This is a genomic window from Bradyrhizobium mercantei, assembly GCF_001982635.1.
Classification (GTDB): Bacteria; Pseudomonadota; Alphaproteobacteria; order Rhizobiales; family Xanthobacteraceae; genus Bradyrhizobium; species Bradyrhizobium mercantei.
The window spans coordinates 820,401-832,863 of record NZ_MKFI01000004.1; the positions used below are offsets into that span (position 1 = coordinate 820,401).

Genomic DNA, 12,463 nt, shown 5'->3' on the forward strand with positions numbered 1-12,463 from the left:
CATCGACGACGTCACGCCAGCAAATCGGCTGAAGGGAATGAAATTGGCAGAACTGCCGATATCCAGTCTGCCCCCAAAGCGGGCTCGCGGGCAAGGCGCCCGCAATCAAGATGTCGCGACGGGGCTAGAGATCGCTCTAGATGTGCTGCGCCATGATCTGGCCGGGCCGTGCGTCCGGCCACGGCTCGATGTCGACCGACCAGAGATCGTGGTTGTCGACGTCCTTCAGCGTCACCGTCATCACGCCGGTCTTGCCGTCGATGTCGACGCGGCCGAAGAATTGCAGGCCGAAACATGGCGCGAGGTTGTCGCCCTGCTCGGCCGAGCAGCCCTTCTGGTAGATCGCCTTCGGGCCGAAGGTGTTGTCGAGCTCGCCAGGCGACCAGGTGCCGGCATGCAGCGGGCCGGAGACGAACTCCCAGAACGGCTCGAACTCCTGGTACACCGCGCGGTTCGGATCATAGTGATGCGCGGCGGTGTAGTGCATGTCGGCGGTGAGCCACACCATGTTGCGGACGCCGGCGCGCTTCATGAAGGACAGGAGATCGGCGATCTCGTGCTCGCGCCGCTCCGGCGGGCCATCGCCGAGCGCGACCGCATCCAGGCTGACGAGCCCGATCGGCAAGTCGGCCGCGATCACCTTCCATACAGCGTCCGACGCCACTAGCTCCCGCTTCAGCCAGGCGAGCTGGCTCGCGCCGAGAATGAACGCCTGGTCCGGATCGCCCTGCTTGTTCCAGCTGCAATCGCGGTAGGAGCGCATGTCGATGATGAAGACGTCGAGCAGCGGCCCGTAGGAGATCTTGCGATAGACCCGGCCGTCGCGTTCCGGCATCAGCCGCATCGGCATGAATTCGTGGAAGGCGCGGCGCGCCCGCGCCACCAGGCGCGAGCTGCCGTCCGCATCGTAGCCGGTCGCGTCGGCGGTGCCGATCGGCGACCAGTCGTCGGCCACCTCGTGGTCGTCCCACTGCGCGAACATTGGCACCTCGGCATGGAAGGCGCGAAAATGCTCGTCGAGCCAGTTGTATCTGTAGTTGCCGCGAAACTGTTCGAGGCTGTGCGCGACGACGGATTTTTCCTCGGTGACGATGTTGCGCCAGACCTCGCCGTTCGGCAGCGCCTGCTCCGAGGGCACCGTGCAATCGGCATAGATGTGATCGCCGGAGTGGATGAAGAAGTCCGGGCGTTCGTTCAGCATGGTGCGATAGCTACGCAGGCCGCCGCGCGCGGGGTCAATGCCCCAGCCCTGTCCGACGACGTCGCCGGACCAGACGAACGACACCGAACGGCGGTCGGCCGGCGCGGTGCGGAAGTGCCCGATCCGTCGTTCGCCTGAGACGCCGTCGCGGTCCTCGAAGCCGACGCGATAGAACAGGTCCTGGCCCGGCGGCAGGCCATCGAGCAGCAGCTTGGCGGTGAAGTCGCGCTCGGGCAGCGCATCGGCGGTCGCGGTGCGCAGGATGGTGGCGAAGCTCTCGACCGCGGCGCATTCGATGCGCATCCGCGCCGTGCGATTGGCGCGGGCCCAGATCACAGCGGAATCGCTTGCAACGTCGCCGGACTGGATGCCCGCGATCGCGGGCCGATCCGCCGCGCGGCTCAGATAGGGCCTCGCCAGTGCGCCCAATCCCGCCAGCGCGGCCGTGGACGCCGAGCGCACCAGAAGCTGACGCCTTGTGAGGCCTCGCCGCCTCGCGGAGATCGCTGTCGGCATTCAGTAACCTTCGTCGAATCCTGACGAGGGTTTTGCCTGCGCCGTTTGACTCCGGACTTACAGTTTCTTGACTCTGCGCCGACGGTTTTGCGACGGCGGGATGACTCCCGTCATTGCGAGGAGCGCCAGCGACGACGCAATCCATCGCTCAGCACATGCCGAAGCATGGATTGCTTCGCTACGCTCGCAATGACGAATGGGACGAGGTGAGGCCCCTCACCGCTGCCAGTTGCAGATTCCGCCTGTGCGGCAGGGCCAGGTCTGGATACGGGTGTCGCGGGCTTCCGCATCGAGCGGGTTAGAGTGCCGCCGCGCCAGCTTAGCGCGGGCGGGGACGCGCGCGACCGTGCGCTTTCGCTCGGGCGCCGTCACGCGGGTGGTCCGCACCGGCTTCCGCCGCTCGACCTTCGGCTCCTCGACCTGCGGCTCGACGGCTGCATGCTGATCGGGGCCGTGGTCGGCCTTCGCCTCGACTGGAACAGGCTCGAACTGCGCCGGCGGGCCGAGCGGCTTCGGCGACAGCACGGCGCGGGAGAGGTCGAGGCTGAAGAACTCGCTCGGCCGATACTCGTCAGCCAACGCCACGCCGCCCAAAGCCAGGCACGCGGTACAAACAGTTGCAACGAAAGCGCTTTTCAGGACCGTCAAAAGGGCCTCCTGAAATCACTCGAACAGAACAGCCATCATGTAGGGACCCGGCCGCGCGAATCCAGCCGCTGCGGCCAGCAGGGTTACTGGTCAACCAAGGCAACAGCGGAAAGTTCCCCTGCCGCCTGGAGCCCCGTTCCGATGGAATCGGAACGGCGCTATGGGTTCTGTTCGGACGCGTTTTCTTCGCGAACCGGTAGCCACGTCGCTCGAAAACGCTTTGGCCTATTCCGCCGCCTGCGCCAGCGGCTGGCCGATCGCACGCTCCAGCCGCGCGCACTCGGTGCGGTAGCGGGCGACGTTGGCTTCCTTGATGTGGCCATAGCCGCGCACGAGGTCCGCAGCCTTCGCCAGCGCCACGAGGCGCGGCAGGTCGAGCGGCTTCCTGCCGTCGAGATGACGCAGGATCATCGCCGAATACTCGACCGGCAATGCGCGCTCCATCTTGCGCTCGGCGGTGTAGCCGAAGATGTCGAACGCGGTGCCGCGCAAGCCCTTCAGCCCCGCCAGCAGGCCGAACGCCTTGAAGATCCACGGCCCGAATTCGCGCTTCTGCAAGCGCCCGGTGACGGGATCGCGCTGCGCCAGCAGCGGCGGCGCCAGCAGGACCTTCAAACCGGAATTGCCCTCGAACTGCTCCCTCAAGGCCTTCGCAAACTCGCCATCGGAATAGAGCCGCGCGACCTCGTATTCGTCCTTGTAGGCCATCAGCTTGAACAGGCCCTTTGCAAACGCCTCGGTCAGGTCCTGCGAGCCCGGCGCGGCGGCGGCTTCGGCCGCGCGGACGCGCGCGACGTCGTCGAGATAGCGCTTGGCGTAAGCCGCGTCCTGATAGTCGGTGAGGATCTTGGCGCGGAACGCGATCGCCTCGTCGAGCGTCTTCTTCGCTGGAGCGGCACCCGCGGTCTTGAAGCGTGCGGCGCTGACCACGCGTTGCAGATCGTGCGCGGCAAGCCGGCCCCACGAGAACGCGGTCTTGTTCATCTCGATCGCGGCGCCGTTGAGCTCGATCGCCTTCAGGATCGCCTCGACCGACAGCGGGATCGCACCGCGCTGGAACGCAAAGCCGAGCATGAAGGCGTTGGTGGCAATGCTGTCGCCCATCAGCGCGGTCGCCAGCCCCGTCGCATCGAGGATGTCGAGATCGTCGGGCCGAACCGCGCCGTTCAGCGCATCGCGCATCGAGCTGGCCTCGAAATCGATATCGGGATCGATCACGAAGCTCGCGGTCGGCAGCAGGTCGGCATTGACGACGGCACGGGTGACGCCGCGCTCCGCGCGGCTCAGCGCCGGCACGCTGGTGGCGACCACGAGATCGCAGCCGAGGATCAGATTGGCGTTGCCAGGCGCGATGCGAACCGTGGTCAGCATGTCGGATGCCGGCGCAAGCCGGACATGGCTCATGACCGCGCCGTTCTTCTGCGACAGGCCGGTGAAGTCGAGCGTCGAGCAGGCGAGCCCCTCGGCATGCGCGGCCATGCCGAGCAGCGCGCCGATGGTGATGACACCGGTGCCGCCGATACCGGTGATCAGGATGTTGTAGGGGGCCGTCAGTGCGCTCGCAGCCGGCGTCGGCAGGTCTGCGAACAGGGCCTTCGGATCGGCGGCGGTGCGGTCCGCCTTGCGCAGCTTGGGATCCTGCACCATCACGAAGCTCGGGCAAAAACCCTCGATGCAGGAGAAATCCTTGTTGCAGTTCGACTGGTCGATGCGGCGCTTGCGGCCGAGCTCGGTCTCCAGCGGCTGCACCGAGACGCAGTTCGAGGCGACCGAGCAGTCGCCGCAGCCTTCGCAGACGCGCTCATTGATGAAGACACGCTTGGCCGGATCGGGAAACAGCCCGCGCTTGCGGCGGCGGCGCTTCTCGGCGGCGCAGGTCTGGTCGTAGATCAGGACGGTGAGGCCCTCGATCTCGCGCAGGGTGCGCTGCACGGCGTCGAGCTCGCGGCGATGGTGGATGGTGGCGCCGGACGGGAAGTAGTTGGCGGGATATTTGTCCGGATCGTCGGAGACAATCGCAAGCTTCTTGGTGCCCTCCGCCCAGACCTGGTGCGCGATCTGCGACACCGTGAAGCCGCCTTCGGCCGGCTGACCACCGGTCATCGCAACCGCGTCGTTGTAGAGGATCTTGTAGGTAATATTGACGCCGGCAGCCGCTGCCGCACGCAGTGCCAACAGACCGGAGTGCGTGTAGGTGCCGTCGCCGAGGTTCTGGAACACGTGCTGTTCGCTGGTGAACGGCGCCTGCCCGATCCAGCTCACGCCCTCCGCGCCCATATGCGAGATGGTCTGCGTGTTGCGGTTCGGCACCGACAGCGCCATGCCGTGACAGCCGATGCCGGCCATGGCGCGGCTGCCCTCGGGAATCTTGGTCGACGAATTGTGCGGGCAGCCCGAGCAGAAATACGGCGTGCGCGACAGCTTCGCGGCGCCCGTGCCCTCGGCCGGGCGATCGAACGCCTCGAGTTTTGCCAGCCGCTGCTCCAAGAGCGGGCTGCGATGGCCGAGCTTGCGCAGTCGCGCCACCACGGCCGCGGCGACCATGGTCGGCGTCAATTCGCCCTCGCTCGGCAGCAACGGCGCGCCGCTCTCGTCGCGCTTGCCGACCACCGAGGGACGCCTCGCAGCGTCCATGTTGTAGAGGATGCGGACCAGCTGGTCCTCGATGAAGCCGCGCTTCTCCTCGACCACCAGCACGTCCTGCAAGCCTTCGGCGAAGGCGCGCGCGCCGCGCGCTTCGAGCGGCCAGGTCAGCGCCACCTTGTAGATGCGCAGGCCGAGCGCCTGCGCCTCGGCGTCGGTGATGCCGAGATCGGCGAGCGCCTGGCGTAGATCGAGATAGGCCTTGCCGGTCGCCATGATGCCGAGCCGCGCCGGCTTGGAATCCAGCACGATGTGGTCGAACCGGTTGACGCGGGCGAAGGCCGCGACCGCCTCCATCTTGGGCCCGTGCAGCCTGCGCTCGGCGTCGAGCGGCGGATCCGGCCAGCGGATCGCGAGCCCGTCCGGCGGCATTTCGAAATCGTCCGGCGTGATGATCTTGATGCGATCGGGATCGCTGACGATCGACGCCGAGCTTTCCACCGTCTCGGAGATCGCCTTGAAGCCGACCCAGCAGCCGGAAAAGCGCGACAGCGCGAAGCCGAGGATGCCGAGGTCGAGATAATCCTGCAGCGTCGCCGGATTGACCACCGGCATCAGCGCCGAGGCGAACACCTGCTCGCTCTGATGCGCGAGCGTGGACGATTGGCAGCCGTGATCGTCACCGGCCAGCGCGATCACACCGCCGTTCGGCGAGGTGCCGGCCGAATTGGCGTGCTTGAGCGCATCGAGCGAGCGGTCGACGCCCGGGCCCTTGCCGTACCAGATTCCGAACACGCCATCGACCTTGGCGCCGGGGAACATGCCGACCTGCTGGCTGCCCCACACCGCGGTCGCCGCCAGATCCTCGTTGAGGCCGGGAACGAAGGCGATGTCGTGTTCCCTGAGGAAGGATTTCGCCCGCCACAGCGCGTGGTCGTACATGCCGAGCGGTGAGCCACGGTAACCGGAGATGAAACCGGCGGTGTTCAGCCCGTGCGCACGGTCGCGTTCGCGCTGCAACATGGGCAATCGGACCAGCGCCTGGGTACCGGAGAGGAAGATTCGTTTCGTATCCAACCGGTACTTGTCGTCCAGTCCAACTTCCATCAACGCCATCAGTTTCCCCGTCAGTCAAACGCCGGTCCGAACCGGTCTCATTGTTTGATCTTGCGCATGATCATGCATCAGCATGCACTGATTTTGTTATGCATGAACAGCCCCGTTCCATGGCCGCAGCACATATCTCATGTTGCGCATGCGAGGGCTTGTTGCTCTACGAGGCCTTGTTGCTCTGCGAGGCCCTTGTTGCTCTGCGAGGCTTGCCGAACCCCGACATCTTTGAAACGGTGGCGCGCAAAGGGAGACCAAGGATGATTACAGTCGAATCCGCGTTCACGACGGAAGTCGTGGAGAAGGACAATCTGCTGGCGGGTCCCTGGCGCAGCCCGAAGCAGATGCTGCAGGCCCAGACCTACGACTCCCACGCTTCGATCCACGACGATGCCACCGCGCAGAAGCTCGGCTTCCGCGGCGGCACGATCGAGGGGCCGACCCATTTCAGCCAGTTCGCCCCGCTCGGCGAGCGGATCTGGGGCCGCGCCTGGTTCGAGACCGGCTGCCTGTCGGCGCATTACCGCAACCCGGTGTTCGAAGGCGAGGAGGTGCAGGCCCGGATCGAGAAGCCGCAGCCGGGCCAGACGGTTTGCGCGATCGGCATGATCAAGCGCGACGGCACCGAGATCCTGCGCGGCACCGCCTCGATCGATGGCGACGGCACCGAGACGGCGCTGAGCCATCGGCTCGGCGAATTGAAGCCGTTGACCGATCCAGTCATCCTCGCCGACATCAAGGTCGGCATGAAGACGCCCCGGCAGGCGATCAAGATGGATTTCGACCAGAACATGGGCGATCTCTACCCGTTCTCGCTGGCCGACAAGCTCAAGGTGATCACCGAACCCTCGGATGGCTACTACGCCCAGGAGCACAATCCGTGGGGCCGCGCCATCATCCCGATGGAGATGCTGAGCGTGTTGTTCCAGTACCGTGCACGCGAGGACCGGTTGCCGGTCCGCGGCCCGGCCGTCGGGCTGTTCGCCGACCAGGAGATCCGGCTGCTGCGCGGGCCGCTGTTCCCGGGCGAGACCTATTGGGTCGAGCGCGAGGTCGTGGCGCTCTCCGGCAGCAAGCGCACCGAGAGCATGTGGGTGCGCTCGACCGTGTTCGATGCCGACAACGGCGTGGTCGCGACCATGCTGCTGAACGGCGCCAGCATGAAGGACTCCTACGCCAACTACGCCAGCGAACATAAGGCACTCTACGGCTGAAGCGCTAGAGCATGATCCGGAAAAGTGCGAAGCGGTTTCCCCCGCGACAAACGCCAAAGGCGTTTGCGCGGAGATCATGCCCAAACGATAAACCAAAGCGCGATGACGATTTCTCATCGCGCTTTAGCCGCATCTTCCGCAAGCCGCCGAGCCAAGGACAACAACAATGGCCCGCCTGCCCTATCTCGAAGCCGACCAGGTCGCCCCCGAATATCGCGACATGCTCAAGCGCAACACCAATCTGCACAAGCTGCTGGTGAACTCGCCGGACATGGCGCGGGCCTTCAACGGCATCGGCGGCTACATCCGCTTCAAGAGCAAGCTCGATCCGCGGCTGCGCGAGCTCGCGATCCTGCAGGTCGGCTGGCTGGAGAAATCGGAATATGAGTTCACCCACCATGTGAAGATCGGCAAGGAGTTCGGCGTCACCGACGAGGACATCAAAGGCCTGATCGCGGAGACCGACGGCAAGCCATCGCAGCTCGAGCCGCTGGCGAAAGCAATCCTCAGGGGCGCCCGCGAGATGGTACGCGAGCTTGCGATGTCGGATGCGACCTTCGCCGAGATCAAGCAGCATCTGTCCGACGAGCACATGACCGATCTGGTGCTGACGATCGCGTTCTACTGCGCCGTGGTGCGCGTGCTGGCCACCATGCAGATCGATAACGAGCCCACCTACAAAGAGGTGCTGCAACAGTACCCGTTACAGGGAGTGAAGTGACATGCGCCTGCAAGATCGCGTCGCCATCGTCGTCGGCGCCGGCCAGAGCCCCGGCGAGGGCATCGGCAACGGCCGCGCCACCGCGCTGACCTTCGCGCGCGAAGGCGCCAAGGTGCTGTGCGTCGATCACAATCTGGCGTCGGCGCAGGAGACCGTCGACCTGATCGCGGCCAAGGGCGGCACCGCGACCGCCTTCAAGGCCGACGTGACGAAGAACGCCGGCATCGAGGCGATGGTGGCGGATGCGCATGGCCGCTGGGGCAGTGTCGATATCCTGCACAACAATGTCGGCGTCAGCCTCTCCGGCGGCGATGCCGAACTGCTCGACATCACCGAGGAGGCGTTCGACCGCTGCGTCGCGATCAATCTGAAGAGCTGCATCCTCGCCGCCAAGCACGTGATCCCGATCATGCGCGCGCAGCAGCGCGGCTCGATCATCAACATCTCGTCGATGGCCGCGATCACGACCTACCCTTACGTCGCCTACAAGGCAACCAAGTCGGCGATGATCGCCTTCACCGAACAGCTCGCCTACCAGAATGCGCAATACGGCATTCGCGCAAACGTGATCCTGCCGGGGTTGATGAACACACCGATGGCAGTGGACACGCGCGCACGCGAATTCAAGAAGAGCCGCGCCGAGGTCGAGGCCGAGCGCGACAGCAAGGTTCCGCTGCGCCACAAGATGGGCACCGGCTGGGATGTCGCCAACGCCGCGCTGTTTCTCGCGTCAGACGAAGCGAATTTCGTGACCGGTGTCACGTTGCCGGTCGATGGCGGCGCGAGCGTGCGACGTGGTTAATCGAGGTGATTAACCTGTGTGACTATTCGGGATTAATCTCTGTGACGAAATCACGCGTTATTGCGCCGCAATGATTCGAAAAAATTGAAGTATTCCAATGACACGGCGATGTGACGACGCGTCCACATAAATCGAAATCCTGACTCGTTGTGGTCGCACGAAATTCATCTGCGCTCTGTATCTCGCACGCCAAGAACTTCTGGAGTGCCTGAACCGATGAGCGAAGAATTCGAACTCAGACCCGATCAGTGGGATGCGCTGAAAGCGCTGCGGGCTCCCGCAGCAAACCCTTCACGGCTGAACCGGTTCGCCGTCGAGAGCCTGATCACGCTCGGCTACGTCGCCGTGCGCGGCGATTCGTTCGAACTGACGCCCGCGGGCCGCAAGGTGCTGGTCCGCGGTTCGTCACTCTTGCTGCTCGATATCGCAGCCTGATTCCCTTCAAACTGACACGAGGCTTACACACGCGGCATCATGCCGCGTGTGCTTTTCCAGGGATCGTCGCCTCGCCGTGCTGGGTCAGCGGCTTCATGCCGGTCAGCGTGCGCAGCAGCACATAGAACACCGGCGTCAAGAACAGACCGAACACCGTGACGCCGATCATGCCGGAGAACACCGCGACGCCCATCGCGCGCCGCATCTCCGAGCCCGCGCCGGTCGACAGCACCAGCGGCAGCACGCCCATGATGAACGCCATCGACGTCATCAGGATCGGCCGCAGCCGCAGCCGGCTCGCCTCGATCGCGGCCCTGATCGGTGAACGCCCGGCGAATTCGAGCTCGCGCGCGAATTCGACGATCAGGATGGCGTTCTTGGCCGACAATCCGACCAGCACGATCAGGCCGATCTGGGTGAAGACGTTGTTGTCACCCTTCGACAGCCAGACGCCGAACATCGCGGCCAACAGGCCCATCGGCACGATCATGATGATCGAGAGCGGCAGCGCCAGGCTCTCATAGAGCGCGGCGAGCACCAGGAACACCAGCAGGATCGCCAGCGGAAACACCCAGATTCCGGAATTGCCGGCGATGAACTCCTGATAGGTCAGGTCGGTCCATTCGAAAGCGAAACCGGGCGGCAGCGTTTCGGCTGCGATCCGCGTCGCCGCTTCCTGCGCCTGGCCGGACGAATAGCCGGGCGCCGCGGCGGCGTTGATGTCGGACGACAGGAAGCCGTTGTAGCGGATGGCACGTTCCGGACCGGCGCTCTGGCGGACCTTCAGCAAGGCCGACAGCGGCACCATGTCGCCGGACGACGAGCGCACCTTCAACTGCCTGATGTCGTCGGCCCGCGCGCGGAACGGCGCGTCGGCCTGCACATAGACCGAATAGGTGCGGCCGAATTTGTTGAAGTCGTTGACGTAGTAGGAGCCGAGATAGATCTGCAGCGTGTTGAAGACCTCCGTCACCGGCACGCCGAGCTGCAACGCCTTGGTGCGGTCGATGTCGGCGAACAGCTGCGGCACGTTGACCTGGAAGCTCGAGAACACGCCGGCGATCTCCGGCGCCTTCTGCATCGCCGCCATGAACGCCTTGGTCGCGTCATTCAACGCCTCATAGCCGAGGCCGGCACGATCCTCGATCTGCAGCTTGAAGCCGCCGATGGTGCCGAGGCCGTTGACCGGCGGCGGCGGGAACATGGCGATGAAGGCGTCCTGGATGCCGGCGTACTTCTTGTTGAGTGCTGCCGCGATCGCCGGACCCGAGAGCGACGGATCCTTGCGCTCGTCGAACGGCTTCAAGGTCGAGAACACGATACCGGCATTGGAGGAGTTGGTGAAGCCGGAGATCGACAGGCCGGGAAAGGCCACCGAGCTCTCGACACCGGGCTGGGTCAGCGCGATGTCGCTCATCTTGCGGATCACTTCCTCGGTGCGATCGAGCGTCGCGCCGTCAGGCAGCCGCGCGAAGCCGACCAGGTACTGCTTGTCCTGGCCCGGCACGAAGCCCGACGGCACCTGCTTGAACAGCACGCCGGTGAGGCCGATCAGGAGCACGTAGAGGCCGATCACGACGGCCTTGCCATAGATCACCTTGGTGACGGTGCGGCCGTAGTTTTCGGACGACCTGGTGAAGACCTTGTTGAAGCCGCGGAAGAACCAGCCCAGCGATCGTTCCATGACCCGGGTCAGCCAGTCCTTCGGCTCGTGATGCCCCTTCAGCAGCAGCGCCGACAGCGCCGGCGACAGCGTCAGCGAGTTGATCGCCGAGATCACGGTCGAGATCGCGATCGTCAGCGCGAACTGCTTGTAGAACTGTCCGGTGAGGCCGGAGATGAAGGCGAGCGGCACGAACACCGCAATGAGCACCAGCGCGATCGCGATGATCGGGCCGGACACTTCGCGCATCGCCTGGTTGGTGGCGTCGCGCGGCGACAGGCCGGATTCGATGTTGCGCTCGACGTTCTCGACCACGACGATGGCGTCGTCGACCACGATGCCGATCGCCAGCACCAGGCCGAACAGGCTGAGCGCGTTGATCGAGAAGCCGAACACATGCATCACCGCGAAGGTGCCGACGATCGACACCGGGACCGCGATCAGCGGAATGATCGAGGCGCGCCAGGTCTGCAGGAACAGGATCACGACCAGCACGACGAGCGCGATCGCCTCGAGCAGCGTGTGGATCACGGCCTCGATCGAGGAACGCACGAATTGCGTAGGATCGTAGACGATCTGGTACGACACGCCTTCCGGCATGTTCTTCTTGATCTCGGCCATGGTGGCGCGGACGTGGTCGGAAATCTCGAGTGCGTTCGACCCCGGCGCCTGGAAGATCGGAATCGCGACCGCCTGCTTGTTGTCGAGCAGCGAGCGCAAGCCGTACTCGGAAGCGCCGAGCTCGATGCGGGCGACGTCGCGCAGCCGCACCACCTCGCCGGCCGAGCCGGTCTTGACCACGATGTCGCCGAACTGCTCCTCTGTCGACAGCCGGCCCTCGGCGTTGACCGAGAGCTGGAGGTCAAGGCCCTTGACGCTGGGCGAGGAGCCGACCACGCCGGCGGCAGCCTCGACGTTCTGCGCCTGGATCGCGCGGACCACGTCGCTTGCGGTCAGCGCATGCTCGGCGGCCTTCTGCGGGTCGACCCAGACCCGCATCGAATAGTCGCCGGCGCCATAGAGCTGGACGTCGCCGACGCCGTCGATCCGCGCCAGCCGGTCCTTGACGTTGAGCACCGCGTAGTTGCGCAGATACGTCATGTCGTAGCGATTGTTCGGCGACAGCAGATGCACGACCATGGTGAGGTCGGGCGAGCTCTTCTTGGTGATGATGCCGAGTTGGCGCACCACGGCCGGCAGGCGCGGCTCGGCCTGCTGCACGCGGTTCTGCACCAGCTGGGTGGCCTTGTCGGGGTCGGTGCCGAGCCGGAACGTCACCGTCAGCGTCATCGCGCCGTCGGTGGTTGCCTGGCTCGACATATAGAGCATGCCCTCGACGCCGTTGATCTGCTCCTCGATCGGCGTTGCCACCGTCTCGGCGATCACCTTCGGATTGGCGCCGGGATAGGTCGCGCGCACCACGACCGACGGCGGCACCACGTCGGGATATTCCGAGATCGGCATCGCCACCAGCGAGATCAGGCCGGCCAGGAAGATCAGGATCGATAGCACACCGGCGAAGATCGGCCGGTCGATGAAGAATTTTGAGAGATTCATGGCTCCGCCCCCG

The 12,463-nt window shown here is 65.1% G+C and carries 8 protein-coding genes; 4 read left to right on the plus strand and 4 right to left on the minus strand.

The annotated features are described in order from the left end of the window. Positions 1-136: 136 nt before the first annotated feature. The 3 genes from BI327_RS21795 to BI327_RS21805 form a co-directional block, all read right to left on the minus strand. Positions 137-1,717 (minus strand): alkaline phosphatase D family protein, encoded by a 1,581-nt coding sequence (locus BI327_RS21795; RefSeq protein WP_076862795.1) that lies wholly within the window; start codon positions 1,715-1,717, stop codon positions 137-139. A 216-nt stretch (positions 1,718-1,933) separates the two neighbouring features. Beyond that, on the minus strand, positions 1,934-2,302 hold the full coding sequence (locus BI327_RS21800; RefSeq protein WP_076863188.1) for a hypothetical protein: 369 nt from the start codon (positions 2,300-2,302) through the stop codon (positions 1,934-1,936). A gap of 288 nt (positions 2,303-2,590) precedes the next feature. After that, entirely contained in the window at positions 2,591-6,064 is a 3,474-nt protein-coding gene (locus BI327_RS21805) for an indolepyruvate ferredoxin oxidoreductase family protein (RefSeq protein ID WP_076862796.1), read from the minus strand. A gap of 254 nt (positions 6,065-6,318) precedes the next feature. Between BI327_RS21805 and BI327_RS21810 the strand changes: the two genes are divergently transcribed. The 4 genes from BI327_RS21810 (at position 6,319) to BI327_RS21825 (ending at position 9,230) form a co-directional block, all read left to right on the plus strand. After that, the gene (locus BI327_RS21810) at positions 6,319-7,272 is read left to right on the plus strand and encodes a hypothetical protein (protein WP_076862797.1); all 954 of its coding nucleotides are present in this window, start codon (positions 6,319-6,321) and stop codon (positions 7,270-7,272) included. Positions 7,273-7,438: 166 nt separating this feature from the next. Beyond that, a complete protein-coding gene (locus BI327_RS21815; RefSeq protein WP_076862798.1) occupies positions 7,439-7,993 on the plus strand; it encodes a carboxymuconolactone decarboxylase family protein in 555 nt (184 codons plus the stop codon). A gap of 1 nt (position 7,994) precedes the next feature. Further along, complete coding sequence (locus BI327_RS21820; protein ID WP_076862799.1) at positions 7,995-8,795, plus strand: SDR family NAD(P)-dependent oxidoreductase; 801 nt, start codon at positions 7,995-7,997, stop codon at positions 8,793-8,795. A gap of 216 nt (positions 8,796-9,011) precedes the next feature. Beyond that, positions 9,012-9,230: a hypothetical protein gene (locus BI327_RS21825; RefSeq protein ID WP_028334528.1), complete on the plus strand. Its 219-nt coding sequence runs from the start codon at positions 9,012-9,014 to the stop codon at positions 9,228-9,230. Positions 9,231-9,267: 37 nt separating this feature from the next. Here the strand turns inward: BI327_RS21825 and BI327_RS21830 are convergent, their stop codons facing one another. Further along, on the minus strand, positions 9,268-12,450 hold the full coding sequence (locus tag BI327_RS21830; protein WP_076862800.1) for an efflux RND transporter permease subunit: 3,183 nt from the start codon (positions 12,448-12,450) through the stop codon (positions 9,268-9,270). Positions 12,451-12,463 lie beyond the last annotated feature (13 nt).